This window comes from Streptomyces polyrhachis, from assembly GCF_042663125.1.
Classification (GTDB): Bacteria; Actinomycetota; Actinomycetes; order Streptomycetales; family Streptomycetaceae; genus Streptomyces; species Streptomyces polyrhachii.
The window spans coordinates 65,439-90,484 of record NZ_JBHSZO010000003.1 but is presented as its reverse complement, the minus strand read 5'-3'; the positions used below and the strand labels follow the sequence as shown (position 1 = coordinate 90,484).

Sequence of the window (25,046 nt, the reverse complement as noted above, 5' to 3'; positions counted from 1 at the left end):
CCCTCCGCCGGCTCTTCGGGGCCGGCGCCGCTGTGGGCCGGGGCATACGCCGCCCCGGCCCACAGCGGTGTTGTGACGTACCTACCTGACCCACCCCTTTCGAAAGGACCGCGCACCATGTCTGGATTCGACGTAGCCGCTGCCCGCGCGCAGCGCCAGGAGGCCCTGGGCCGCTCCTGGACGTTCACCCTCGACGGCGATGTCTTCGAGCTGCCCACCGAACTCACCCGCTCCACCGCCCGCAAGCTGCGCGACCTCGACGACAACGACGTGGACGGCCTGCTGGAACTCCTCCTCGGTGAGCGGCAGTTCCACCGTTTCAACCGGCACGAGGTCACGATGCAGGACATCGCGGCGATCCTGGAGGCGTACGGCAAGGAGAGTGGGCTGGGCCTGGGGGAAGGCTGAGCCTCGGCGAGTTCGTAGACGAACACGCCGAGGCACTGGAAGCCGACCTGCTCCGCCACTACGGCGTGGACCTGCTCGACTGGCACCGCGGGCGGCTGTCCTCACGCCGCCTCGCGGTGCTGGTCCGGCACCTGCCACGCGACAGCGCGGTCGCCCGCGCCACACAGGGGGAGACGGCGGAGTGGTCCCTGACGGACTACCTGCTGGCCCAGGCCGTCGACCACCTCGCGGAGGCCAACTGGATGACGGCGACGATCCACCGCGACGAGGACGCCGAGCCGCTGGACTACCCCAAGCCGGTGCCGCGACCGGGGATGGACGGGCAGGACGACGAGGCAGCTGAGTCGCCGGCCGACGGCACGCCCGCGCTGCCCTCGCCCGGTCAGCTCGCGGTCTTCTTCTCGTAACGGGCGCCGCGCTGCCCGCAATCCGCATCCGAAAGGACCAGATCATCCATGGCGACGTACACACCGCTGAGTTCCCTTCCCTATCCGGCCCCCGCGGACGTGGCGGACCTCCCGGCACATCTGAAGGCCCTGGCCGACGCGGCGGACGGCCGCACGGTGCTGCGTTTCGCGGACGCGGCGGCACGGGACGCGAAGATCACGGCCCCGGTGTCGGGGATGGTGGCCTGGCTCACCACCTCGGCCCTGCTCACGATCTACGACGGCAACGCGTGGATCTCCCCGGGCGTCTGGACGGCGTACACGCCCACCTGGACCGCCGCCACCACCAACCCCACCCTGGGCGACGGAACCCTTCAGGGCCGCTACGCCCTCGTCGGCAACACCTGCCACTTCCAACTCGTCCTGGCCATGGGCTCCACGACCGCCTTCGGCAGCGGCGCCTACACCTTCGGCCTGCCGGTGCCGGCGGGAGCGACGGGCGTCCTGGTGCAGTTCGTCGGCAACGCCGCCAGCACCGGCGGGCGCGCCCTGGTCAGTGCCCAGCTCACCTCCACCTCCGGCGCGACAGGCTTCACGGTCTGGGGCCCCACGTCCACCAGCACCCCCGCCCTGGGCCAGATCGGCGCCACAGGGGTCCTGGGCTCGGCATGGGCGAAGGACTCGGGCAGCTTCTTCCGCATCAGCGGGACATACGAGACGGCGTGAGAATCGAGGTCCGCACCGCCGGGCAGGCCACGGGGAGCACGCTCACGAATGGGTGATGCCTCTCGTGCTGGCACGCGGATCGGCCAAGGTCGCCGGCCGGGAGGGAAGATCGGCGATTGCACGGTGCTGGCGCGATGAACCAGGACATCACGAAAGCGCATCGCGATCACCGGGTGACCGTCCACGGTGCCAGCATCGGAGCATGCAGAACAGCACCTTGCGTTGCTCAACGATCTGGACCCGACTTTTCGGGGGAGGCGCCCTAGCGTGTCTATGGTGTTATGCAGCGCTACTGGCGACTGCGTACGCTACGGCGCCGCGCTGGGGTTTGCTGTGGCTGCTTGCGGCAGCTGGCATCTTCACTATGGCCTGGACTGTAGCCAGCATCGCAGCTCCGGAGTATGGCTCCCTTCCCGTTCCTGCGCCTGTCGAGATGCCACCCGTGCCGGGCCGGCTTAGTCCTCCGCCACATGAGTGGGCTTTGGCGGCGGCAGCTCTTCTGGTAGTGCTGGCGCTGCCCTTGAGCTTCATGGCTGGGCGAACCCGTACTGGTTACGGTCCCGGGTATGTGGTGTTCTGGATGTTCGTGGTTGCCATTCCGATTGTCCTTGTCTTCCGTGGTTTGCTGGGCCGACGATTGGTGGATCGTCCGCGAGTACTGCTTGATGACGCAGCGCAGGGTAGTGTTTATGCGTTGCGCGTCAGGGTGGGTCGGCCGCGCTGGCATAGTCATATTCAGCGAGGTGCTAAACCAGGCGCCTTGAACGTAACGCATTTTCGTTACTTGAATGTTCTATCCGATGACGATTCGCGGATCCGTGTAGATCCGGTGGAACTTTTGGAGCTTGGGTACGCCCAAGGAGTATCCCGGATGCATTTGCTGCGATTCGGCATCGAATGCGCCGGCCATCCTGCTTGGATATGCATGCCCACTAGGTGGAAACTTATCGAAGGGGCGATTCCGGCCGCGGTTGTGGCCGACGGCGGGCAGGTGGTCTGGGGGGAGATCGATCGAGAAGTGGCCCGTGATCTTCTCCAAGGTCCCGCAAGTCTCAAGGCTACCGATTCTGATCGAAAAACTCTAACAACTCGCCGATATGCCAAATATGGATCAACTATCCGCCCATTTTTCCTGGCGCAGTATGCAATTGGAGTCATTTTCCAGATGCCGGCGCTCATTTCCCTTGGCCCTCGACAACTAGAAATGCCGATCGCATTGGTTGGCGCAGTCGTAATCATCTGGGCGAGCGTGCGCATGGAGAGAGTAATGGGGGATAATAAATATGGCACCCCTTGGGAAGTTCGACAGACGACTCATTTTCCCGAGGATTACTAGAATCTGCATTTCCTTGATTTATTAAAGAGATTCTTAATTGCATTAAGTAGATTTTAAGTTGGCCGGACTTTGGTTGAACCCTGGCCGAATATGGCAGGATTTATGTCCATGGGTGTTGGGAGTGGCCACTGAGCGAGACATGCCGATTTATAGGAATATCCGCCGTTTGGCGATGAATCGGAGGATGCGTAGTAAATCTACGGATTCTATATTCGAAGCTGACCGATTGCCATCGTGCGGAACTCATTGCAGTGATTAGGGATATCGATCTGTGTATACATGGCTTTCAGGCCGCATTGTGGATGTATGAACTGGTGCGCCGTGCGATCGAGAAGCATTTCGATATCTTCTTCACCATTGCCCGGGTCGGTGCGATCAGGGGGCTATCTCCGCAGCGGCAGGTCTAGCGGGCCATCCGGCAGGACGAGGCTCGGGTAGCAGCCTGGAAGAAAGTCGGGTTCGCTGAGATATGGGAGGAAGCTGCGCAGGTCGGCACGCAGATCTAATTCGGGGACGAGGTCGCGCTGAGATCGGACCATCACGCAGGCACCACCTGGGCCCCGGTGGGTAAGACTCCTGTGGTCCCGGCTACTGGCGACCGCACGGTCCTGACCATGGTGTCGAAAGTCAGCGAGGCTGGAGATATTTATTTCGACGCCGGCGCCAGATGTTTCGAATCTGCCCAGTTCATTAAAAAATTTCAGTACCCAATTCTGCCCAAGCCTGCTTTCTTGTGGGAATCATAAATTCAAATAAAATATTAGGAGCTTTCGGTGACCAGCGAGATGGAAAAAGAAATACGCGAAACCAGAAAATTGGTTGAAGAAGTGAAGGCGGAACTTACGAAGCCGCCCAGTCGGGCAGAAGTATGGTCCTCCGTGGTGGGTCTCGATAAGGCAGTCAAGCCTATTATTGATCATAAATGGGAGATGCTGGGAGTGGCTGTCGCAGCTGCCATCGTGGCACTCGTCACAGACTTCTCCGCCATCAAGCCAGCCCTGCTTTCTAAATTTGGAGGGCAGCAAGTGGAGGGGAAAATTATGGTTCGAAAAATTCCGGAGAGAACTCCACTTCCAGTTACTCGGGCTGATATTCAGAGTATGAAAGAGATGCAGTCGCAGGCGATGGGACTTGTCCGTTCAATTCACTCTCTCACTTCTGAAATTCGGGCGGCCGCTCGGGCTGCCGCCTAATCGAGTCTGAATAATCAACTTTTATGAAGGAGAGCTATGAATCTCGCACGAAGCATGGGGGTGGCAGCTGCCTCCCTCAATCGATTCCGTACCGCAGCTTCCGGTAGCACGTCAGCGATACGCCGCCTCGGGAGCGTGAGTCAAGCAGCCGGTGCCTCTGTGGGCAAGGTTCAGGTTTCCGCTCGGCAGGCCGGGGACGGTGTAGGTCAGTTCCGTGCAGCCGTGGGTCAGGCGTCGAGTGGGATGGGAAGGGCCAAGGGTGGGGCTGATCGGTTCAAGGTCTCGCTTGACCGGTTGAAGTCCTCCGCCAAGGGCGCGCAGCTCGCGCTGCGTGACGTCAAGCGGCAGGCCGACGCGGTGGAGAAGTCTGTCGGGAAGGCTGGGAAGAACGCCGACAAGGGCGGGAAGTCCATGGGGAGGTTGGGGAAGGGGCTGAAGGGTGCTTCCCTGGCGCAGAAGGGGCTCAATCTGGCGATGGCCGCCAGTCCGTTCGGCCTGCTCATGACGTTGCTGGCGCCGCTGATCGCGCAGTTCGTCAACATGGACAAGGTCGTGGCCCTCGCCAGGAGGGGCTTCTCCATCGCGATGAAGGCGATCTCGTCCGGGACGCGGACGGCGATGAACTTCATCACGCCGATCCTGAAGGGGATCGTCAACCTCTACACCGCGCCGATCCGCGGGCTTATCACCGCCATGAACGGGGCCATCGGCGGCCTCAACCGGATCAAGGTCAGCATTCCGGGATGGGTGCCGAAGTTCGGGGGGAAGTCCTTCGGGCTGAACATTCCGAGGCTCCCGAACATCCCGGCCCTCGCCGAGGGCGGTATCGTCCGCGCCCGAAGTGGCGGCACCCTGGCGCTGGTGGGCGAGGGACGCGAGTCCGAGGCGGTGATTCCGCTCAGCAAGCTGGAGCGTATGACCGGGCTCAGCGGCGGAGGCCACCCCGCGCTGCGCCGGCTCGCCGCCGCCATGGAGGAGCTGGCCCAGCGGCCCGTGGTCGTGGAGGTCGACAGCCAGACCATCGCGCGCGCCGTGCAGCTCGGCAGCCGCAAGCTCGCCCGGCGATAGGGGAGCGGGGCCCGTGCCCGCGTAGTGCGGGGCGCAGGCGCCTCCGACCTTCGACAGGGCAGAGCCCTTTCCGCAGAGCCGATGACCCGAATGACCGGGCGTCGGCCTTTTTCATGCCCCGGCGCAGGAGTCGCCGGGGCAGAGAGGTGTGAACCATGGGACGGAACCTGTTCATCGGGCCGCCCGGCGGTCTGTGGGAGATCGACCGTGCCGCCAAGTCCTTCGACCGGGCCGCCGATCTGGGGGTCAGCGAGTTCCAGTCGATCGGCGGCCGCGTGACCGTGATGCGCAGACCCAACGCGGTGCGGCGCGTCAAGCTCAGCTGGGACGCTCTGGAGCCGGCCAAGGCGAAGATCCTGGACCGGCTGGCCCGGCGCACCGACGGCAACGGTCCGCTCGCCCTGATCGATCCGACCACCGCGAACATGCTCGACGCCCGGGCGGCCACCGGCAAGGGCGACCGGGGGGCGGCGGGCCTCGGGCAGTGGTTCGTGTCGGGCGTCGGGGGGTCGCTGATCGAGACGTCCCCGGGGGTCTTCTCCGTCAAGGCCGACGACGCTGTCAACGCGACGGTCGGCTGGAACGCCCCGCGCTGGTACGGATTCCCCGTCGCGCCGGGTATGCGGGTGTCCTTTCGGGCTCCGTCCGCTATCGCCGCGCTCGCCGCACGCTCGGTCCAGCTCGACTTCAAGGACGTGGCAGGCGTCCTCATCTCATCCGTGAACGCCGCTGCCGCCTACGTCGCGGGCACCGTCCCCGCCGGGGCCGCCTTCGTCACGCCGACCGCCAGGCCCGGCGTTGCCGGTACGTACTCCCTCGGCGGCGCCTGCCTGTCCTACGACGACGGCGCGGCCGCCGGCATCCCCGGCGAGGGCTGCCCGCCCATGGTCATCACCGGCTACACCGACAGCCCGACCAAGCCCTACCCGTACCGCAGCGTCAGCATCGACCTGGTGGAGGTGTCCAGTGCAGCCGTCTGACGACGCACTCGACGAGCAGCTCGACAGCGGCGAGCGCACTCCCGTGCACACCACCCGGCTGGGCGGCAGGGACCTGACCGGGCAGGTGCAGTCCTGGCAGCTGGACCGGTCGTACGCGACGGACCTGCCGCCCGCCATGCGCTCCTTCGCGGGCAGCGCCTCCGCCCAGCTGACGGTCAACATCGGTGGCAGCGGGGACGCCTCGGCGCCCAAGCTGTACTCGCCGTGGGCCGCGCACAGCACCGGGGACATGGTGAGGCCGGGGCAGTCGGTGGTGCACGAGGCGGGGCTCGGCACCTCGACCCGGCCGGCCTTCCGCGGCACGGTACGGTCCCGGTCGGCCGCCTCGGGCACCGATACCGTCCAGCTCACCGCGCTGGACGGGGCGGAGCGCCTGCGCGGGCCGGCGCAGCTGCCACGGCCCTACGCCGGGTTCTTCCTGAAGCGGCCGGTGGCGTCCGCCACCTGGTGCGTGGACGAGCTGCTGCGCCAGGCCGGGTTCCACACCGCCCCGCCGCCCCGCTACCCGGACTTCGTCGCCGGCCAGCCCCTCACCCTCGTACACGCCTCGCTGCACGGCGGTTTCGCGGCGAGCTACGGGCAGCCGGAGTCGCTGCCCGACCCCCAGCACTACTCCTGGATACGGGAGGGGGCGCCGCACGAGATGGCGATGCTGCCCCGCGGGCAGCAGCCGGGCACCCGCGGGGTGACGGCCTCCTGGTTCCCGCGCAGCCGGGTCACCGTGCCCGGGAGCCGGCTGCTGGCCGAAGCCTGGGTCAACAGCGCTCTGGGCACCGGGGACATGGCGGAGATCTACTTCAAGCTCAACCGCACCGGTACGGAAGCGGGGCGGCTGCGCTTCGCGGTGGACTTCGCCAAGGGCGAAGTGATCGTGCACTCGGGGACCTGGGACGGGGGAGGGACGTACTTCAGCTGGAACTGGCCTGCTCTGAAGGACAAGCGGGGCGTCTGGCACATCGGCGTGTTCTTCGACATGGCCGGCACCGGAAGCAGTGTCTATCCGACCGTCCAGCCTCGGCTCACCGGCCCCGACGGCACCCAACTGCTGGGCACAGCCAGTACGTTCGCCCTGGCTTCCGGTATCCAGCCCGGGTCCGAGCTGGACCAGGTGTGGCTGTTCACGTCGGTGGCGGCGGAGAACCTCCAGGTGACCAGCGGCCTGGCCGCCATGCCCACGGCGGCGGAGTTCGACCGGACCGGCGCCTGGACGAAGTCCGCCGAGCTGGACGAGGCGATCCTGCCGCTCACCACCGTGCCCACGGTCAGCGGCTCGCAGTGGGACGTGCTCACCCAGATAGCCAAGGCCAGCATGTCCACCGCCGAGATCGACGAGCGGGGGGCCTTCCGCTGGCGCAACCACACCCGGTTCGCCAGCGTGCCGAGCGAGGCGGACCTGACCCTCACCACGGTCCGGGAGATCGCCTCCCTCACGGTCTCCGAGGAGATCGACGCCTGCCGCAACTACTGCGTGCAGCCGGCCAGGGACTGGTCCGCGGTCGGCGCCGTCACCGGAACCGACTACCAGGACACCGCCATCCGGGAGATCCCGGCGAATTCCTCCCTCACCGTCAACTACACCATGGCGAACGAGGAGTTCGACATCTCCCCGCCCCTCACCGACGACGACTCGGTCATCACCGGCGGCTCCCAGGTCCGCTTCTCCCCGAACTACGCCGCCGGCGGAACGGCGGTCAAGGGCGCGGTGGACATCCTCACCCGCCGCGAGGACGGCAAGCTGGTGGTGCGCTTCACCAACCGCAGCGCGCAGCGGCTGTACACCATCACGCGCGACGGAAAGCCGTCCGTCCGGCTGATCACTCTCAAGCCGTCCGCCGATCCCGTCGAGCGCTCCGCCACGGCATGGGTGGCGAGCAGCCAGAGCGTGCAGCTCTACGGGCGCCAGGAGCACTCGGCCGAGGCCAGTGACTGGATCCAGGACCTGGACGCGGCGCAGGAGCTCGCCACCGCCATGCGGGAGGCCGGGAAGTACCCGGTGCCGGTGTTCGGGGACGTGGACGTGCTGTACGACCCGCGCATCCAACTCGGCGACGTGGTGCGGCTCAAGGACACCCACGGGGCGACACTCGACACTCTCGCCTGGGTGGTGGCCATCCGCACCAACGCGGCGGAGAGCGGTGCCGTCCAGCAGACCCTGACGCTGCGCGGCACCTCCTCCAACGGGGTGCCGGCGGACACGGGTCTCACGCCCGACGCACCGGTAGGGCCGGCGGTGGTACCCGACTACGCCACCTACACGGAGGTCAAGACGCGCTACGTGACGCTCGCCGGCGTCGCGGCAGGGGGCCGCACCTGGCGGCAGATCAAGGAGGACAGCCAATGAGCGAGACCACGCCCCAGGAGCCGACCCCCGTCGTCCTCACCGAGACCCAGCTCGACGAGCTGGCCCAGGCCGTGGCGCAGGAGGTGACGGAGCGCCTCGCCCCGAGCCCGGTGATCGCCGGCCCGACCGCCGCGGTGCTGGCAGCGGAGCCGCAGCCTGGGACACGACCGGCGCCCGTGCCCGAAACCAACGCGGCCGCGCCTGCGGGGGAGGCCGCCGCGGCCGCGCTGGAACCGGCACCCGGGGTGGTCGTGGTCGCGCCCGCAACCCAGTGAACCCCGCTACGAGGAAGGCGCACCGATGACCACCCAGTACACCGCGATCAGCAATCTTCCCTATCCCCAGCCCAGCGACCCGGCCGACCTCCCCGCACACCTCAAGTCGCTGGCGGAGGCCGCCGACGGGCGCCTGGTGATGCGCTTCGCCGACGAGGCCGCCCGCGATGCGGTGATCACCGCGCCGGTCTCCGGCATGGTGGCCTGGGCGGCGAATCCGGGCCGGCTGAGCGTCTACACCGCCGCCGGCTGGCAGCCGGTCGGCTCCACGCCGGTCCACCGGGTCAACCTCGACGGCGGCAGCACCACGAGCACGGCGTACACGGAAACCCTGACCGACGCCCTCGGCGATCCCATGAAGGCGGAGTTCATCGCCCCGGCCGCCGGCCAGGTGATCGTCACCGTGGGGGCCTACATGTACTCGTCGGTCAACAGCAACGGCAGCATCATGTCGGCGAACATCCGCAAGCTCGACGGAACCGTCCACCTCGCGGCGCACGACGACCGCTCCGCGCTCACCTACACCACCAGCCGGGCCTCCCTCTCCGCGCAGTTCCTGGTCTCCGGACTGACACCGGGCACCAGGTACAACGCCATCCCCGCCTACCGGTCGTCGGCCACCGCCAACTCCGCCTTCTTCGACATGCGGTTCGTGCGCATCGACCCCGTCAACTGACGTCATCCAACCGGCACATCCAGGCGGCGGCCCCCTGCTCCGGCAGGGGGCCACCGCCTTTTCCTGGAGGCAACCCCATGGCCGTACCCCTGTCCCCCGACACCTTCCTGCACGCCCTGCGTGCCGAAGGCGTGCACGTCGAACCGCACGCCGGCTGGCGCACCCGCAACCGCAACGCCGCCGGCCCGTGGGGCCCCGTGCACGGCGTCATGCTCCACCACACCGCCGGCCGCGACTCCGTCGCGCTGTGCCGCGACGGACGCCCCGACCTCCCCGGTCCGCTGTGCATCGGCGTCATCGCCAAGGACGCCACCGTGCACCTGGTCGGCTACGGCCGTACGAACCATGCCGGGGCCGGAGCCGCCGGGGTCCTCAACGCCGTACGTGTCGAAGCCCCGCTGCCCGCCCCCGGGGCGGACGCCGTGGACGGAAACGCCCGCTTCTACGGCTTCGAGATCGAGAACCTCGGCGACGGACACGACCCCTACCCCGAGGTCCAACTCGCCGCCGCCGCGCGGGTATCGGCAGCGGTGTGCCGGGCGCACGGCTGGTCGGCCGCGAGCGTCATCGCCCACAAGGAGTGGACCCGGCGGAAGATCGACCTGTCGTTCCCGATGGCCTCGATGCGCACCCGGATCGGGCGGCTGCTGGGAGCGAAGCCGCAGCCGTCCGCGGCCACGCCGTCCTACGCGCCCTTCCCCGGCGCCGCGTTCTTCACCATCGGACGGCGCAGCGCGCTGATCACCGCGCTGGGGCGCCGGCTGGTGGCCGAGGGATGCGGGCGCTACGCCGTCGGTCCCGGGCCCGTGTGGAGCGACGCGGACCGCGCCTCCTACGCCGCCTGGCAGCGCAGACTCGGCTACACCGGCGCGGACGCGGACGGCATACCGGGAGCCCGTTCATGGGCGGCGCTTCGGGTTCCGAAGGAGGGATAGCCGATGTCCGATGCCACCCGCCGCACCGCCCGCACACTTGTCCAGACCCTGCTCGGCCTGGCCGCCGCACTGCCACTCCTCGTCGACGCCGCCGGAGTCCGCGACACCACTGCCGGAATAGGGACGGCCCTCGCGGTGGCCGGTGCCCTTACCCGGCTCATGGCGCTGCCCTCGGTGCAGCGGGCCACCCCCGAGTGGCTGCGTACCGAAGCCGGGGTGGACGCGGAGCTGCGCGCGCTGGCCCGGGAGGTCCGCGCCGCCGATACGAAGGACGAGCATTGAACGAGGAGCCCCCCGCCCCGCTGGAGATCGCACTGGAGCTGGAGCGGCTGCGGGGGGCCGTCGAGGTCGGCTTCGCCCGCGTCGACGGCTCCCTGGCCCTGCTCGTCCAGCGCAGCGATCAGACCGATGCCCGGCTCGCCGACCACGAGTCCCGCCTCGACCGCCTGGAACGGGGCCGCTGGCCCCTGCCGTCACTGGCGGCACTCACCGGCACGGCAGGCGTGGCCATCGCCCTGCTCGCGCTCTACCGCTGACCCGAACGCCCCTGCCTCCCGTGTCCATACGGGGCAGGGGCGTTCACTGCGTTTTACGGACTGTTTTACGGACCCTCTCGCGGACGGGCGGCCCTGCGCGGGGAGTCACGTACCGGGAGCGATCAAGCCGACGCCGGCCACAGCCGCACACCACGCCGTCATCGGGCAGTGCCCGCACCCGCAACGCCCGAGGTGTGCCGGGTGGCATCTTCGGCCCGCGCGTGAGTTTCCCCGCCGTGCTCGGGACGCTGGAACACGGCAGCGGACTCCGACAAGACGAGGCAGGCCCCATGACCACCGCTGGGGACCCTTCATCCGACGCTCCCCTGCTGACCGACGGCTGGTTCTCCGCACCCCCGTACCCCGCATGAAACTCATCGCCGGCGTCCGGGTCATCCCGCCCTTCACCGACCTGCGAGCTTCAGTCCCGGGTAGTTGAGAGCCACGCTCTTGGCCGACGGCGGCCGGTACGCTGGCAGTGTTAGTTGCGCTGGCAGGAGGGAGCAGGCGATGTCCGTGCCGCATGCGGAGAGCGTCGGCCCGTTGGTCCCGAAGCCCGATCTCACCCTTCCTGCATTGCGCCAGGCCGTAGCCGTGGTCGCTCCGTCTCGACTGCCAGGCTTCTTCGAGGATATGCAGCGCGCGTTTGTGCGGGCTGGTGACGAGGGCAGTGTGGTGCCGATCCGCATGTTCTACCGGGAGTGGGGTGTGGTGGTGGAGATCGCGCGCCACCCGCGGATCGCCGCCCGACTGCGGGCAGCGGAGGCGGCGCTGGACAGTGACGATCCCGAGGTGCGTGACCGGGCTGTCCGAGAGGCGGGGGAGATCGTACGGGCAGCGCACCGCGAGGTTGCGGGTGGCTGACTGGCACTGGGAGGTCGACCCGGACTCGCTTCTGGACGGTCTGCCCATGTCGGCTCGCGAGGAAGCCGAGCGGATGGCGCAGGAGATCGCGATCCGGGAGTCCATGGTCTTCCTGGACGGCGCCGCGTTCACCGGGCACAACCCTGGCCTCCGTACCGAGAGCAGGGGTCGCCTGCTCCTTACCTACCTCACCGATGTCCGAGGGGAGCGCATCGTTGTGCTGCAGGTGACCTGGTTCGACTGACCGCAATTCACCCCAGCAACCCTCACTTCACCTCGCAGCGCCGTGCCGATCAGCCCTGATCGCCCACAGCAGGGCCTCGGGCAGGCCCCAATTCGGGCTTTCCTGGCGCGGTCGTGCCAGATACGGGGGTAAACCACGGCCAACGACAGGGCGAGGCTGCTCCCTCGCCGCTCGGGTATGAACCAATGAACATGCAGGTCGGCAACTGAGCGCATCGTCGGTGCGCCCGTGGCCCGGGCTCTTGCTCTTGTCCAGGGCCACTTGTGACCCTCCGTATCGCCGCAGCGGCAAGCCCGCACCTACAGGCTGATCACGCGCGCCCGTTGGCCGCACAGCTTCCGCATGTCGTCCGCATCGGACGTAAGGACTGCTACGGGGCCGGGGAGGCGCAGGGCGACCTCGGCGACCATGGCATCGGTCGCGTACGTGTGGCCGTGGAGACCGGCGTTTCCGAGGAGCCGGGCGCTGCGGCGGGCACTGTCCTTCGTCACGTCCTCCACGCGAATGCGGGAGAGCAGCCAGTTCAGCCGTGCCATGTCGGCGCCGGCATGCGTGACCTCGATGATCGTGGCTGCCGACATCGCGACGTCGACACCGTCCCGCTCGGCCTGTTCCAGGAGGAGCACCACCCTGCGGTCCCGGGCGACCCACAGAGCGAGGCCCTCGGAGTCGAGCACCAGCGTTTCGGTGTTCACGCGGCGCGTTCCGCCCCCTCTGTACCGTGCAGCAGGGCGCGGGCGCCCGCCAGCTCTTCGTCGGTGAACGCTCCGGCCTCGGCCTGGTAGGCGTCCAGTTCTTCTCTCAGGAGGCGACGCCGCTCGGCTCTCTCGACGAGTTCGGTGATGTAACCGGAAACGTTGTCGGTGTGCGCCTTCATGCTCTCCAGCAGTTCCACGGGGAGCGTGATCGTCACCTTCTTCGTGTTCGCCATATCGCGACCATGCCATGGTGTTACCGGGTCGGCCCATGGCTCGTTCCAGGATCGCGGCGAGCCTCCTCGCGGTCCATGATCCGCCAATCCGCGCAATAAAAACTGCAGGAGGCCACCGGTGCACGACGCCAGGGCTCCGTCGTGCCACAGCGTGCCAGTGGGCCCGGTCAACAGCGGTCGGCAACGAAGGGTTCGGGCACTGTGCATCGCGGCCGCCAGTACGCGTTTCCACAGGTCGCCGGCGGTTCTGCAGCCCAGCGCCGGGTGATTCCCAAGCTCGGAGCGCGAGTTCGATTCTCGTCACCCGCTCTATGGCAAAGCCCCAGGTCGGGGAGCTGAGGCTTCTTTGTTGTCTAGGACAATTCGGGTGCTGCACCGTCTTCGTACCCCACCGCCACATCATGTCGTCCGGTGTCCGAGGTGGCGTGTCAGGAGGTCGGCGAAGTTTGGCAGGCCGGCCTTCGCGAGCCGGGCGACGCCACGTGAGTGACGAGGAACAGGGGCGTTGGGAGTGCGACCCGGATGCCGGCAGGTCTGGCCCGACCTCACCCTTCCTGCGGTGCGCCAGGCCGTTGCTGTGGTCGAGCCGTCCCGGCTGCTGGAGTTCTTCGAGGGACACGCGGCGCGCGTTCGTGTGGGCCGGTGGCGTGAGCAGGTGCGTACGCGGGCTTGAGTAGGTGTACTCAGGTGCGGGGCGGCGGGTCCTTCGACACTGGCTGCCATGAGACGACAGCGGTCAGCGCTTGAAGTGTGGGTTCCCGCAGGGTACTTGGTGGGTGTGGTCGGGCTGGTGGCCTGGGTGGGCGTGCTGGGCAGGACGGGCGACGCCGGCTTCGCCGGGATCTGGCCGATCCTGGCCACCGCGCCGCTCAGCCTCTCGGCCCTGGGGATGATCATGCCCGATCCCGAATCGCTCGGACTGGCGGAGGAGGCGCCGCCCGCGGGCGCGGGCCCCGTACCGCCCGAGCCCGCGCCCGTGCCCATGGAGGCGGCGCCGACCGGCCCGGCGGCGCAGGACCTGTCCGGCGCCGAACTGACCGACACCGCCTCGACGTTCGGGTTCTACGGCGTGATCCTCGCCTGTGCCCTGGTCAACGCCACGGCCCTGTGGGCGGTGGTGCGCCTCGTGACCGGTCGCCTCGCGCGGTCGCGGCGCAGTCCCGGACCGGCGTAGCCGTCGCCTTACCGCGGGCTCCGGCGAAGGTCACGACCCGCAGGTCGGGGCCGGCGGCGCGGTGCCGAGCTGGATCAGCGCGGGGGCGGGGGCGCAGCAGCCCCCTTCCTCCGCCGGCTGGTCCTCGGCCGGCTGGTCGAAGAGGCCCGCGCCGCCGCACACCCCCGTCTCCGGGAGGACCAGTTCGACGCGCTCGGCCGACTCCCGGTCGCCCGCGATGGCGGCGGCGACCGAACGGACCTGCTCGTAGCCGGTGAGGGCGAGGAAGGTGGGGGCGCGGCCGTAGGACTTCATGCCGACGAGGTAGACGCCCGGCTCCGGGTGGGAGAGCTCGTTTACGCCGTGGGGGTAGACGGTGCCGCAGGAATGCTGGTTGGGGTCGATCAGCGGGGCGAGTCCGACCGGGGCCTGGAGGCGCTCGTCGAGGCCGAGGCGCAGCTCGGAGAGGAAGGTCAGGTCGGGGCGGAAGCCGGTGAGGACGATGACCTCGTCGACCGGGTCGAGCCGGCGGCCGTCCTCGGCCGCGAGGACCAGGCGGTCGCCGTCGCGCTCGATGGCCTCCGTGCGGAAGCCGGTGACGGCGTCGGCGTGGCCGGCGTCCACCGCGGCCTTCGCGGCGAGGCCCAGTGCGCCGCGGGCGGGGAGCTGGTCGGCGTCGCCGCCGCCGAAGGTGGAGCCGGAGATGCCCCGGCGCAGGACCCACACGGCCTTCGTCCCCGCGCCGTCCGCCGCCCCGGCCAGCTCGGCGAGGGAGGCGAGGGCGGTGAAGGCGGAGGCGCCCGAGCCGATGACGGCGGTGCGCCTGCCCGCGTAACGGGCCCGCACGGCCGGGTCCTTGAGGTCGGGGACGCGGTAGGAGACGCGGTCGGCGGCCGCCTTCTCGCCGAGGGCGGGGAGGCCGGAGGCTCCGGCGGGGCTCGGGGTGGCCCAGGTGCCGGAGGCGTCGATCACCGCGCGGGCGAACAGCCGCTCCTCGCGGCCGTCGGCGTGGGTGACGTGGACGACGAACGGCTGGGCCTCGCGGTCGGCGTCCACGATGCGGTCGCGTCCGGCGCGCGAGACGCCGGTGACGGTGGCGCCGGTGCGGAGGCGCTCGCCGAGCAGGTCGGCGAGCGGCTGGAGGTAGTCGGCCGCCCAGTCGCCGCCCGTCGGGTACGTCGCCGCGTCCGGCTTGACCCAGCCGGTGGGGGCCAGGAGCTTCTCGGCGGCCGGGTCGGTGACCTCGCCCCACGTGGAGAAGAGGCGGACGTGCGCCCACTCGCGTACCGCCGCGCCAGCCACCGGTCCGGCCTCCAGCACCAGCGGTTCGAGGCCGCGCTCGACGAGGTGGGCGGCGGCGGCGAGGCCGGCGGGCCCGGCTCCGATGACCACGACGGGCAGCTGGTCGGTGGTGGTGGCGGCGGTGGCGGTGTTCACGGCGATTCCCCTTTGCTTCGACATCCGTCGATCCCTTGTGCCGTAAGCATGGCACCTGAATCGACGCTCGTCAACATAGATACTTATCGAAATGAAGCACCGGGGAGTGCCCCTGGGCGGCTGGTTCGATATGTGTCAACATAGATGTATGTCGAACGCTGCCGCGCTGCCGCCCGTTGGGTCCGAGGTCGCCCCCTGCTGCCCGCCGCTCACCGAGCGCCCGCTGACCGCCGAGGAGGCCGAGCGCACCGCGAGGATGTTCAAGGCCCTCGGAGATCCGGTCCGGCTGCGCCTGTTCTCGGCGGTCGCCTCGCACGCGGGCGGCGAGGCGTGCGTGTGCGACATCTCCGACGTCGGGGTCTCGCAGCCGACCGTCTCCCACCACCTGAAGAAGCTGAAGGAGGCCGGCCTCCTCTCCTCCGAGCGGCGCGGCACCTGGGTCTACTACCGGGTCGAGCCCGCCGTCCTGGCCGCCATGGGCGCGATCCTCACCAAGGCGGCCGGCGGGTGAGGAGGGCCTGCGTCATTCGCCGTTCGTACGGCCGCGTACGAAGATGACCGCCACCAGCGCCAGACCCACGACCGTGCCGATCAGCTGCATGCCGACGAACGCCGGGACGGAGGCGGGGGCGATGCCCGCGAAGGTGTCGGTGAACGCCCGGCCGACCGTCACCGCCGGATTCGCGAACGAGGTCGACGAGGTGAACCAGTAGGCCGCGCCGATGTACGAGGCGATCGCGACGGGCGCGAAGCGGAGCCGGTCGGTGCGGACCAGGCCGAAGATCAGCAGGATGAGGCCGGCCGTCGCCACGACCTCGCCGAGCAGCAGGTGGCCGGCCGAGCGGTCGTGCGTGGACCACTTCACCAGCGGTTCGCCGAACATCGCGTCCGCCAGCACCGCGCCCGCGATCGCACCAGCGAGCTGGGAGGGGACGTACACCGCGAGCTCGCGCCCGTTCACGCCCGCGCCCCCGCGGCGGGCGGTCCACCACTCGGCCAGGGTGACGACCGGGTTGAAGTGCGCCCCCGACACCGGACCGAGGAGCGTGATCAGCACGCCGAGCCCGAAGACGGTGGCGGTGGAGTTGGCGAGAAGCTGCAGCGCGACGTCGTCGGTGAGGTCGGCGGCCTGGATGCCGGAGCCGACGACGACCGCCACCAGGGCGGCGGTGCCGACGAACTCGGCGGCGGCCCGGGCGGTCAGTGGCGTACGGGGCGGGGTGGCGCCGGGCTCGGGCTGCGGCGACGTGTCGGCGGCTGCGGCGTCGCTCGCGGCGGGCTGGGGGGCGGCGGTCACGGGCGGGGTCTCCTCGGGCAGGTGGGGCAAGACGCTTACGGGCAGGCTCTCTTGGCGCCGGCGGTGGCGCGCGCGGTCGCGGCGAGGGCGGCGAGCTGCTCGGCGAGGGCCTCGATGACGTCCGGTCTGAGCCGGTAGTAGGTGAACCGGCCGCAGGGCTCGGTCTCCACGACCCCCGCCTCGCGCAGCACTCGCAGGTGGTTGGAGAGGTTGGTCTGCCTGGCGCCGGTCTCCGCCACGAGGTGGCTGGTGCAGAGCGTCTCGCGGGCGAGCAGGGCCACGATCCGAAGGCGCAGGGGATCGCTCAGGACCCGGATCAGATCAGCATCGACTGACGTCATCATGGGCTGATACTCTCACGTCACCCGAGGCTGATACCAGCACGGGCTGATCTCTTTGCCTGCGCGGCCGGCCCCTCCCGCCGCGACCGCGCCGTCCACCGAGGATGAACCGATGACCGCTCCGCTCGCCTCCGTGCTCTTCGTCTGCGTCCACAACGCCGGCCGCTCCCAGATGGCCGCCGGATTCCTCCGGCACCTGGCCGGCGACCGTATCGAGGTCCGCTCCGCCGGCTCGGTCCCGGGCGACCGGGTCAACCCGGCCGCGGTCGAGGCGATGCGGGAGGCCGGCGTCGACATCTCCGCCCAGCGGCCGAAGGTGCTGACCACCGAGGCCGTCCAGGCGTCGGACTACGTCATCACCATGGGCTGCGGCGACGCCTGCCCGGTCTTCCCCGGCACGACGTACCTCGACTGGGCCCTGGCGGACCCGGCCGGCCAGGGCGTCGAGGCGGTCCGCCCCATCCGCGACGAGATCAGGGGCCTCGTCGAGGCACTCATCGCCGAGATCGAGTCACCTGCCTCACCCGGGATGTGACATCGGGGGGTGTACGCGCGGACGCGGCCGGGGGGAGGGCTGACCCGGGGGAGTCCGTCCCCTCGCGGGCCCTCTTTACGTGAGGGGGCGGGCCGTTCATGCTCAAGCCCATGACCAGTGCAGCGGCTGCCTCCGAGTGGCCCGGCGGTATCGCCGCGATCACCCTGTTCGCCGAGGACCTGGAGGCGACGAAGCGCTTCTACCAGGAGGTCTTCGAACTACCCGTGTTCTTCGAGGACGACGACTCGGCCGTGTTCCGCTTCGGCGCCACGCTGGTCAACCTGCTGCGGGCCTCCCAGGCGCCCGAGCTCGTCGACCCGGCGCGCGTCGGTACGCCCGCGGACGGACCGCGCTTCGTGTTCACCCTCGCCGTGGACGACGTGGACGCCACCTGCCGCGGACTGGCCGACCGCGGAGTGGCACTCCTCAACGGCCCGATGGACCGCCCCTGGGGCGTCCGCACCGCCTCCTTCCGCGATCCGGCCGGCCACGTCTGGGAGATCGCCACGTGAGCGCCGGGACTGCCCGGGTCCGTGAGAAGGGTGCTGGCAAGGGGAGCACGCCCGGCGCTCGACCGCCCGCCCCGACCCCGCCGGCGGGACCGCGTCCGGCGGGGTCGCTGGGCGCTGCCGTGCGTCAGGCCGACGCCTGTGCCGCCGGGACCGTGTGCGCCGCCTCTGCCGTGACGCGTCGGCGGCGGACCGGCAGGCCCAGGGTCGGGTTCGAGACGCCCCAGGCGGCGGCCTTGCAGATCAGCTCCTTGGTACGGGCCGCCGTGCGGCCGGTGAGGGCGGAGTCCTTCGCGCGGTCGTCGGCGGTGACGAACTGGACGAGGCCGTCCGCGCGGCCCAGCGAGACGCACTGGCCGTAGTAGCGGATCGGCACGGTGGGGATCCTTTGGCCGGTCAGGCGCGCGGCGATGGCGTCGGCGGCCTGCCAGGCGGTGGGGCCGCCCGAGGCGCAGGACATCCGCAGCGGCTTGTCGCCGGGGCCCGGCGCCAGCGCGGCGTCGCCGACGGCGTAGACGTCCGGGTGGGAGAGCGAGCGCATGGTCGCGTCCACGGCGATCTGCCCGGTGGCGGAGACCTCCAGCGTGGTGGCCGCCGCGATCGGGTGGACGGCGAAACCGGCGCTCCAGACGGTGACGGCGGCGGGGATGTCCGTGCCGTCGGCGGTACGGACCCGGTCGGCCTCCACGGCGGTGACGTCGGTGTTCTCGTACACGGTGACGCCCAGCCGGTCGAGCACCCGGCGCACGTGCCCGCGGCCCTTGGCGGACAGCCAGTCGCCGAGGCCGCCGTGGGCGACCAGGCGGACGGTGAGGTCCGGGCGGCTCTCGGCGATCTCGGTGACCGCCTCAAGGCCGGTGAGGCCGCCGCCGACCACGACCACCGGCTGCCCGGCGCCGAGTTCGGCCAGCCGCGCGCGCAGCCGCAGCGCGCCGGGGCGGCCGGCGAGCTCGTGGGCGTGCTCGGCGGTGCCGGGGACGCCCTGGCCGTGCCAGCCGCTGCCGAGAGCGTAGACGAGGGTGTCGTACGACAACTCCCGCGCTCCGTCGGCGCCGTGGACGGCGACGGCCTTGCGGTCCACGTCCACGGCGGTGACCCGGCCCACCTCCAGCTCCACGCCCGTGCCGGCGAGCATCCCGGCCAGGGGGCGCGAGGTCGGCTCCTGGCCGACGGCGAGCTGGTGCAGCCGGATGCGCTCGACGAAGTCGGGCTCGGCGTTGACGAGGGTGAGGGCGACGTCGTCGCGGTGCAGCCGCTTGGCGAGGCGGCCCGCGGCGGCGGCTCCGGCGTATCCGGCCCCGAGGACGACGATGCGGTGCTTCATGTCCGACTCCTGTCTGCGGTGGGTACGCCCCTTGAACCGGGCGGCCCGCCGTTTCCTGACAGGGGCGCGGCGTGAAGCAGGTCACATCGCCGCCGGAAGGTGCCTCAGAAGCCTCAGAAGGGGTGCAGCAGCGCCTCGCCCCGCTCGGCGCCGGCCCACACCCGGCTCGCGCGCACCAGCTTGTCGGGGTTGACCTGGCTGCGGAACGCGGTGACGCCCTCGGCCGTGATCTCCAGGCAGGTGACGCCGATGACCCGCCCGTCGAGGACCGCCACCAGCGCGGGGGCGCCGTTGGCGGTGGCGGTGTACAGCCCGGGCGAGCCGCCGACCAGGTTGCGCTTGGCCTGGCTCGGCTTGAACAGCCCCCGCAGGAACTTCGCCACCGCCACGGCGCCCTGGAACGCACTCGCCCGCGCCGGGACCTTCCCGCCGCCGTCGCCGACCGCGACCGCGTCCCGGGTGAGCAGCGCCAGCAGCGGCTCGGTCTTTCCGCTGGTCGCGGCGGCGAGGAACTCCTCGACGATCCGGCGCGCGCTCTCCTGGTCGATCTCGGCGCGCGCCCGACCCTGCGCGACGTGCTTCCTGGCGCGGTGCAGGTGCTGCTGGCTGGCGGCCTCGCTCAGGCCGAGGATCGCGGCGATCTCCCGGTGCGGGTAGTCGAAGGCCTCGCGCAGCACGTACACCGCCCGCTCCAGCGGGGAGAGGCGCTCCAGCAGGACGAGCACGGCGTACGAGACGGACTCGCGCTGCTCGGCGGTGTCGGCCGGCCCGAGCATCGGGTCGCCGGCGAGCAGCGGCTCGGGCAGCCACTGGCCCACGTACGTCTCGCGCCGGGCGCGGGCGGAGGTGAGCTGGTTGAGGCAGAGGTTGGTGAGGACCTTCGTCAGCCACGCCTCGGGGACCTCGATGCGGCCGGTGTCGGCGGCCTGCCAGCGCAGGAAGGTCTCCTGCGCGGCGTCCTCGGCCTCACTCGCGGAGCCCAGGAGCCGGTAGGCCAGCGCTTCCAGCCGCGGCCGGGCGGCCTCGAACCGCTGTACGTCGTCCGTGGTCAGGGTCATACGACCAGGGTAGGCGGCGCACGGGAGAACCCGGTGGCCAACTGGGGCGGTCCGATGGGTCGTTGGTCACCCCTCCGCGATCCCGGGGAGTACGTCCCGTGCGCGGCATCCGGACGATCACCGGGCCGCCCCGCACACTGGGCCCATGGCTGGAAGATCGATCCGCCGCTCCCCGCCGCGGCGGCGCCGGCGCACGCTGCCACCGCTGCTGCTGCGCTACGGGCGCTGCGCGTGGACGGTGCCCGCCGCGCTCTACCTCGGCGTGGTCCTCGTCGGCACCCTGGGCGGCCCCTCCATGCGGGTGGGGACCTGGCTGGCCCTGGTCCCCGCGGTGGCCTCCTCGATGTGCCCGCCGCTGGTGACCGCCGGCTTCGGCGTGCTGGCGATCGGCACCAACCGGGTGGTGGACGCGCTGGTGTCCACCGACCACCTGCGGCCCGAGGACTTCGTGCTGACGATCGTCTCGGCCGTCCTGGCCGTCGTGGTGTCGGTCATGCGCAAGCAGGTACGCACCTATCTGGGCCGGGTGCAGGACGCCGCGCAGGCCACCCGGCAGGTGGTGCTGCACCCCATCCCGCCCGGCTGGGGCGGGCTCGACTCCGCCGCGCGCTATCTGGCGGCGAACGCCGAGGCGCGGGTCGGCGGCGACTTCTACGAGGTGCTGGAGACGCCGTACGGGGCGCGGGTGCTGCTCGGCGACGTGCAGGGCAAGGGGCTTCCGGCGGTGTCCACGGCCGCCGCGCTGACCGGCACGTTCCGCGAGTCGGGCTACCACAAGGAGCTGCTGTCGCAGGTGGCCGAGCGCCTGGAGCAGCGCCTGGACCGGCACAACCGGCTGCGCGCCCGGCTGGGGGAGGCGGAGGGCCGGTTCGCCACGGCGGTCGTCCTCGCCTTCCCCGAGCAGGGCGTGCTGGACCTGGTCAACTTCGGCCACGACGGCCCGCTGGTCATCGGCCCCGGGGGCGTACGGCGGCTCCCGGAGGGGGAGGGCCCGCCGCTGGGGCTGGTGGACCTGGCGGGCGGGCTGCCGCCCGTGGTCCGGCTTCCGCTGTACGCGGGGGAGACCGTGCTGCTCGTCACCGACGGCGTCACGGAGGCCCGGGACGGGCGGGGCGACTTCTTCCCGCTGCGCGACTGGCTGGAGTCGCTGGCGGCGCGGCACCCGGCGGGCGTCGAACCGGACGAGCTGCTGACCGACCTCGTGGAGGCGGTCCTGCGCCACACGGACGGCCACCTGGACGACGACGCGGCGCTGCTGGCCGTCCGCCCCTCGACCTGGGCCGCGACCTCCTGAGTACGGGCCCCGCCATGCCGCCGTCGGCGTAATCACGCACCCCCCGCCCCCGCCGGGCCACCCTGGGCGGCGTCGGGCAGGCAAGCCGGCGCACCAGCCGGGGCGAGGGAGCGGTCGTGCGGATCGATGTGACACAGGACGGGCCCTACGAGGTGAGCGGCGGTGTGCCGCTGGCCAAGCAGGCGATCGAGGTGGACGGGAGCGGTACGTCGGTGGGGTGGCGCGAAGGGGAGGCGCTGCACCCGGAGGGGGCCGCGCAGGGGGACACGTACTGGCTGTGCCGCTGCGGGCACTCGGGGAACAAGCCGTACTGCGACGGCACCCACAAGAAGATCGGCTTCGTGGGGACGGAGACCGCCACCCGCGCCCCGTACCTCGACCAGGCCCAGGAGATCGACGGCCCCGAGCGCATCCTCACCGACGACGAGGTGCTCTGCGCCTACGCCCGCTTCTGCGACGGGGAGGGCGGCATCTGGCGCCTGGTCCAGGAGGAGGGCACCACCGCCGTCGTGGAGCGGGAGGGCGGCCAGTGCCCCTCCGGGCGCCTGGTGGTCTGGGACCGGGAGGCGAAGAAGGCCGTGGAGCCGCGGCTGCCCGCCTCGATCGGCGTGGTCGAGGACGAGGGGGAGAAGGTCTCCGGCCCGCTGTGGGTCCGCGGCGGGATCGAGGTCCGCGGCGCCGACGGCAGCCCGTACGAGGTCCGCAACCGCCAGACGCTCTGCCGCTGCGGCGCCTCGCGCAACAAGCCCTTCTGCGACGGCAGCCACGCCTCGACGGGCTTCGAGGACGGCACGTTCTGAGGGGCGCGCTCCGACGGGACGCGAGAGCCCCGTACCCCTTCGCGGACGAAGGGGTACGGGGCTCTCGCGTGTCCTGCGGACCTACGTGGCCGGCGTGGGCTCCGCACCGGAGTCGGCGGCGTCGGCGGCGTCGTCCGCCGCCGCCACCGGCGTCCTCACCGAGTCGAGCAGCAGCTGCGCCACGTCCACGACCTGCAGCGACTCCTTGGCCTTGCCGTCGTTCTTCTTGCCGTTGAGCGAGTCGGAGAGCATCACCAGGCAGAACGGGCAGGCGGTGGAGACGAGGTCCGGGTTCAGCGACAGCGCCTCCTCCATCCGGTCGTTGTTGATGCGCTTGCCGATGCGCTCCTCCATCCACATCCGCGCACCGCCGGCGCCGCAGCAGAAGCCGCGCTCCTTGTGGCGGTGCATCTCCTGCTGGCGCAGCCCGGGGACGGCGGACATGATCTCGCGCGGCGGCGTGTAGACCTTGTTGTGCCGGCCCAGGTAGCAGGGGTCGTGGTACGTGATGAGGCCGTCGACCGGCGTGACCGGCAGCAGCCGGCCCTCGTCGAGGAGGTGCTGGAGCAGCTGGGTGTGGTGGATGACCTCGTAGTGCCCGCCGAGCTGCGGGTACTCGTTGGCCAGGGTGTTGAAGCAGTGCGGGCAGGTCGCGACGATCTTCTTCTTCGCCTGCTCGACCACCACCCCCTCCTCCGCGTCCTCACCGAAGGCCGCGTTCAGCATCTCGACGTTCTGCTGGCCGAGCTGCTGGAAGAGGAACTCGTTGCCCAGGCGGCGCGCGGAGTCACCGGTGCACGCCTCGTCGCCGCCCATGATCGCGAACTTGACGCCCGCCGTGTGCAGCAGCTCCGCGAAGGCCTTGGTGGTCTTCTTCGCCCGGTCCTCCAGGGCGCCGGCGCAGCCGACCCAGTACAGGTAGTCGACCTCGGAGAGGTCCTCGACGTCCTTGCCGACGACGGGGACGGGGAAGTCGACCTCCTGCGTCCAGGCCAGGCGCTGCTTCTTGGCCAGGCCCCAGGGGTTGCCCTTCTTCTCCAGGTTCTTGAGCATGGTGCCCGCCTCGGAGGGGAAGGCGCTCTCGATCATCACCTGGTAGCGGCGCATGTCGACGATGTGGTCGATGTGCTCGATGTCGACCGGGCACTGCTCGACGCAGGCGCCGCAGGTGGTGCACGACCACAGCACGTCCGGGTCGATGACGCCGTTCTCCTCCAGCGTGCCGATCAGCGGCCGCTCGGCCTCGGCCAGCGCGGCGGCGGGCACGTCCTTCAGCTGCTCCTCGGAGGCCCGCTCCTCGCCCTCCATCGTCTTGCCGCCGCCGGCCAGCAGGTACGGGGCCTTGGCCGCCGCGTGCTCGCGCAGCGACATCATCAGCAGCTTCGGCGACAGCGGCTTGCCCGTGTTCCAGGCGGGGCACTGCGACTGGCAGCGGCCGCACTCGGTGCAGGTGGAGAAGTCCAGCAGGCCCTTCCAGGAGAACTGCTCGACCTGCGAGACGCCGAAGGCGTCGTCCTCACCGGGGTCTTCGAAGTCGATCGGCTTGCCACCGCTGGTCATCGGCTGCAGCGCGCCCAGCGCGACCGCGCCGTCGGCGTTGCGCTTGAACCAGATGTTGGGGAAGGCCAGGAAGCGGTGCCAGGCCACGCCCATCGTGGTGTTGAGCGCGACGGTGATCATCCAGATCATCGACAGCGTGATCTTCAGCGCGGCGACCGCGTAGACGATCGTGAAGAGCGTGCTGGTGGTGAGCTTGCCGAAGAGGACGACCAGGGGGTACGAGGCGAAGTAGCCCGCCTGGTAGCCGCCAGCGTGGTGCAGGGCGCCCTCCAGGCCGCGCAGCACCATGATCGTCAGGCCGATGGTGAGGATGATGTACTCGACGAAGTACGCCTGCCAGGCCGTCGAGCCGGCGAAGCGGGACTTGCGGCCCGCCCGCGAGGGCAGGCTGAGCTGGCGGATCACGATCAGCACCGCGATGCCCAGCACGGTCATCGCGCCGATGAACTCGGTGTAGACCTCGAAGGGGAGCCAGTCGCCGATCACCGGCAGCATCCAGTCGGCCTGGAAGAGCTGGCCGTACGCCTGGACGAGGATCGGGATCAGCGTGAGGAAGCCGATCGCGACGAACCAGTGCGCGACGCCGACGACGCCCCAGCGGTTCATCCGCGTGTGGCCGAGGAACTCCCTGGCCAGGGTGACCGTGCGCGCGACCGGGTCGTTCGTGCGGCTGCCGGCCGGGATGGGCTGGCCGAGCCGTACGAAGCGGTAGATCTGCGCGATGGCGCGGGCGAAGAGCGCTACGGCGATCACTGAGATGGTCAGCGATACGACGATGGCGGCGAGCTGCATGAGGGGCTCCTCGGGCCTGTCTTCCG

The 25,046-nt window shown here is 70.3% G+C and carries 29 protein-coding genes; 21 read left to right on the top strand and 8 right to left on the bottom strand.

Annotated elements, in window-relative coordinates; all coding sequences use genetic code 11:
• The first annotated feature begins 117 nt into the window (after window positions 1–117).
• The 15 genes from ACFQLX_RS02710 to ACFQLX_RS02640 all read left to right on the top strand — a co-directional run bounded on the left by ACFQLX_RS02710 (window position 118) and on the right by ACFQLX_RS02640 (window position 11,989).
• Entirely contained in the window at window positions 118–408 is a 291-nt protein-coding gene (locus tag ACFQLX_RS02710) for a hypothetical protein (RefSeq protein ID WP_386411491.1), read from the top strand.
• A gap of 65 nt (window positions 409–473) precedes the next feature.
• Window positions 474–815 carry a hypothetical protein gene (locus tag ACFQLX_RS02705; RefSeq protein WP_386411489.1) on the top strand — a complete coding sequence of 114 codons (342 nt, stop codon included), beginning with the start codon at window positions 474–476 and terminating at the stop codon, window positions 813–815.
• Window positions 816–863: 48 nt separating this feature from the next.
• Window positions 864–1,520 (top strand): hypothetical protein, encoded by a 657-nt coding sequence (locus tag ACFQLX_RS02700; RefSeq protein WP_386411487.1) that lies wholly within the window; start codon window positions 864–866, stop codon window positions 1,518–1,520.
• Window positions 1,521–2,001: 481 nt separating this feature from the next.
• Window positions 2,002–2,856: a hypothetical protein gene (locus ACFQLX_RS02695; RefSeq protein ID WP_386411485.1), complete on the top strand. Its 855-nt coding sequence runs from the start codon at window positions 2,002–2,004 to the stop codon at window positions 2,854–2,856.
• Between the two features lie 773 nt (window positions 2,857–3,629).
• Window positions 3,630–4,049 carry a hypothetical protein gene (locus ACFQLX_RS02690; RefSeq protein WP_386411483.1) on the top strand — a complete coding sequence of 140 codons (420 nt, stop codon included), beginning with the start codon at window positions 3,630–3,632 and terminating at the stop codon, window positions 4,047–4,049.
• A 159-nt stretch (window positions 4,050–4,208) separates the two neighbouring features.
• On the top strand, window positions 4,209–5,117 hold the full coding sequence (locus tag ACFQLX_RS02685) for a hypothetical protein (protein WP_386411482.1): 909 nt from the start codon (window positions 4,209–4,211) through the stop codon (window positions 5,115–5,117).
• A 155-nt stretch (window positions 5,118–5,272) separates the two neighbouring features.
• Window positions 5,273–6,097 (top strand): hypothetical protein, encoded by an 825-nt coding sequence (locus tag ACFQLX_RS02680; protein ID WP_386411480.1) that lies wholly within the window; start codon window positions 5,273–5,275, stop codon window positions 6,095–6,097.
• Window positions 6,084–8,459, top strand: a complete 2,376-nt coding sequence (locus tag ACFQLX_RS02675) for a hypothetical protein (protein ID WP_386411479.1) — start codon at window positions 6,084–6,086, stop codon at window positions 8,457–8,459. Before ACFQLX_RS02680 ends, ACFQLX_RS02675 begins: the two co-directional genes overlap by 14 nt.
• A complete protein-coding gene (locus ACFQLX_RS02670) occupies window positions 8,456–8,734 on the top strand; it encodes a hypothetical protein (RefSeq protein WP_386411477.1) in 279 nt (92 codons plus the stop codon). The genes ACFQLX_RS02675 and ACFQLX_RS02670 overlap by 4 nt, the downstream gene beginning before the upstream one ends.
• A 25-nt stretch (window positions 8,735–8,759) precedes the next feature.
• Window positions 8,760–9,410: a hypothetical protein gene (locus tag ACFQLX_RS02665; RefSeq protein ID WP_386411475.1), complete on the top strand. Its 651-nt coding sequence runs from the start codon at window positions 8,760–8,762 to the stop codon at window positions 9,408–9,410.
• A 77-nt stretch (window positions 9,411–9,487) separates the two neighbouring features.
• Complete coding sequence (locus tag ACFQLX_RS02660; RefSeq protein WP_386411473.1) at window positions 9,488–10,345, top strand: peptidoglycan-binding protein; 858 nt, start codon at window positions 9,488–9,490, stop codon at window positions 10,343–10,345.
• 3 nt (window positions 10,346–10,348) lie between these two features.
• On the top strand, window positions 10,349–10,627 hold the full coding sequence (locus ACFQLX_RS02655) for a hypothetical protein (protein ID WP_386411471.1): 279 nt from the start codon (window positions 10,349–10,351) through the stop codon (window positions 10,625–10,627).
• Window positions 10,624–10,881, top strand: a complete 258-nt coding sequence (locus tag ACFQLX_RS02650) for a hypothetical protein (protein WP_386411469.1) — start codon at window positions 10,624–10,626, stop codon at window positions 10,879–10,881. The genes ACFQLX_RS02655 and ACFQLX_RS02650 overlap by 4 nt, the downstream gene beginning before the upstream one ends.
• 510 nt (window positions 10,882–11,391) lie before the next feature.
• Window positions 11,392–11,745, top strand: a complete 354-nt coding sequence (locus ACFQLX_RS02645; protein WP_386411467.1) for a hypothetical protein — start codon at window positions 11,392–11,394, stop codon at window positions 11,743–11,745.
• Window positions 11,738–11,989: a hypothetical protein gene (locus tag ACFQLX_RS02640; protein WP_386411465.1), complete on the top strand. Its 252-nt coding sequence runs from the start codon at window positions 11,738–11,740 to the stop codon at window positions 11,987–11,989. Before ACFQLX_RS02645 ends, ACFQLX_RS02640 begins: the two co-directional genes overlap by 8 nt.
• Window positions 11,990–12,288: 299 nt before the next feature.
• Here ACFQLX_RS02640 and ACFQLX_RS02635 read toward each other — a convergent pair whose 3' ends face one another.
• Both ACFQLX_RS02635 and ACFQLX_RS02630 read right to left on the bottom strand, forming a co-directional pair.
• The gene (locus tag ACFQLX_RS02635) at window positions 12,289–12,684 is read right to left on the bottom strand and encodes a type II toxin-antitoxin system VapC family toxin (protein ID WP_386411463.1); all 396 of its coding nucleotides are present in this window, start codon (window positions 12,682–12,684) and stop codon (window positions 12,289–12,291) included.
• Complete coding sequence (locus tag ACFQLX_RS02630) at window positions 12,681–12,920, bottom strand: hypothetical protein (RefSeq protein WP_386411461.1); 240 nt, start codon at window positions 12,918–12,920, stop codon at window positions 12,681–12,683. Before ACFQLX_RS02630 ends, ACFQLX_RS02635 begins: the two co-directional genes overlap by 4 nt.
• A 721-nt stretch (window positions 12,921–13,641) precedes the next feature.
• Between ACFQLX_RS02630 and ACFQLX_RS02625 the strand changes: the two genes are divergently transcribed.
• Complete coding sequence (locus ACFQLX_RS02625; RefSeq protein WP_386411459.1) at window positions 13,642–14,094, top strand: SCO4225 family membrane protein; 453 nt, start codon at window positions 13,642–13,644, stop codon at window positions 14,092–14,094.
• 30 nt (window positions 14,095–14,124) lie between these two features.
• Here the strand turns inward: ACFQLX_RS02625 and ACFQLX_RS02620 are convergent, their stop codons facing one another.
• Window positions 14,125–15,534, bottom strand: a complete 1,410-nt coding sequence (locus tag ACFQLX_RS02620; RefSeq protein ID WP_386411457.1) for an FAD-dependent oxidoreductase — start codon at window positions 15,532–15,534, stop codon at window positions 14,125–14,127.
• A 124-nt stretch (window positions 15,535–15,658) separates the two neighbouring features.
• Here ACFQLX_RS02620 and ACFQLX_RS02615 point away from each other — a divergent pair, with 124 nt between their 5' ends.
• Window positions 15,659–16,021, top strand: a complete 363-nt coding sequence (locus ACFQLX_RS02615) for an ArsR/SmtB family transcription factor (RefSeq protein WP_386411455.1) — start codon at window positions 15,659–15,661, stop codon at window positions 16,019–16,021.
• 12 nt (window positions 16,022–16,033) lie between these two features.
• On the opposite strand, the gene ACFQLX_RS02610 is transcribed toward ACFQLX_RS02615, so the two are convergent.
• Window positions 16,034–16,807, bottom strand: coding sequence for an aquaporin (locus ACFQLX_RS02610; protein ID WP_386411453.1), 774 nt, complete (start codon window positions 16,805–16,807; stop codon window positions 16,034–16,036).
• A 35-nt stretch (window positions 16,808–16,842) separates the two neighbouring features.
• The gene (locus ACFQLX_RS02605; protein WP_386411451.1) at window positions 16,843–17,151 is read right to left on the bottom strand and encodes an ArsR/SmtB family transcription factor; all 309 of its coding nucleotides are present in this window, start codon (window positions 17,149–17,151) and stop codon (window positions 16,843–16,845) included.
• 109 nt (window positions 17,152–17,260) lie between these two features.
• Between ACFQLX_RS02605 and ACFQLX_RS02600 the strand changes: the two genes are divergently transcribed.
• On the top strand, window positions 17,261–17,683 hold the full coding sequence (locus tag ACFQLX_RS02600) for an arsenate reductase ArsC (RefSeq protein ID WP_386411449.1): 423 nt from the start codon (window positions 17,261–17,263) through the stop codon (window positions 17,681–17,683).
• Window positions 17,684–17,793: 110 nt separating this feature from the next.
• A complete protein-coding gene (locus ACFQLX_RS02595; RefSeq protein ID WP_386411448.1) occupies window positions 17,794–18,195 on the top strand; it encodes a VOC family protein in 402 nt (133 codons plus the stop codon).
• A 124-nt stretch (window positions 18,196–18,319) separates the two neighbouring features.
• Here the strand turns inward: ACFQLX_RS02595 and ACFQLX_RS02590 are convergent, their stop codons facing one another.
• Window positions 18,320–19,516, bottom strand: coding sequence for an NAD(P)/FAD-dependent oxidoreductase (locus tag ACFQLX_RS02590; RefSeq protein ID WP_386411446.1), 1,197 nt, complete (start codon window positions 19,514–19,516; stop codon window positions 18,320–18,322).
• Between the two features lie 113 nt (window positions 19,517–19,629).
• The gene (gene sigJ / locus ACFQLX_RS02585) at window positions 19,630–20,574 is read right to left on the bottom strand and encodes an RNA polymerase sigma factor SigJ (RefSeq protein ID WP_386411444.1); all 945 of its coding nucleotides are present in this window, start codon (window positions 20,572–20,574) and stop codon (window positions 19,630–19,632) included.
• Window positions 20,575–20,719: 145 nt separating this feature from the next.
• Between sigJ and ACFQLX_RS02580 the strand changes: the two genes are divergently transcribed.
• Window positions 20,720–21,868: a PP2C family protein-serine/threonine phosphatase gene (locus ACFQLX_RS02580; RefSeq protein ID WP_386411442.1), complete on the top strand. Its 1,149-nt coding sequence runs from the start codon at window positions 20,720–20,722 to the stop codon at window positions 21,866–21,868.
• A gap of 116 nt (window positions 21,869–21,984) precedes the next feature.
• Window positions 21,985–22,668: a CDGSH iron-sulfur domain-containing protein gene (locus ACFQLX_RS02575; protein ID WP_386411440.1), complete on the top strand. Its 684-nt coding sequence runs from the start codon at window positions 21,985–21,987 to the stop codon at window positions 22,666–22,668.
• 81 nt (window positions 22,669–22,749) lie between these two features.
• On the opposite strand, the gene ACFQLX_RS02570 is transcribed toward ACFQLX_RS02575, so the two are convergent.
• A complete protein-coding gene (locus ACFQLX_RS02570) occupies window positions 22,750–25,020 on the bottom strand; it encodes a (Fe-S)-binding protein (protein WP_386411438.1) in 2,271 nt (756 codons plus the stop codon).
• Window positions 25,021–25,046: the final 26 nt, after the last annotated feature.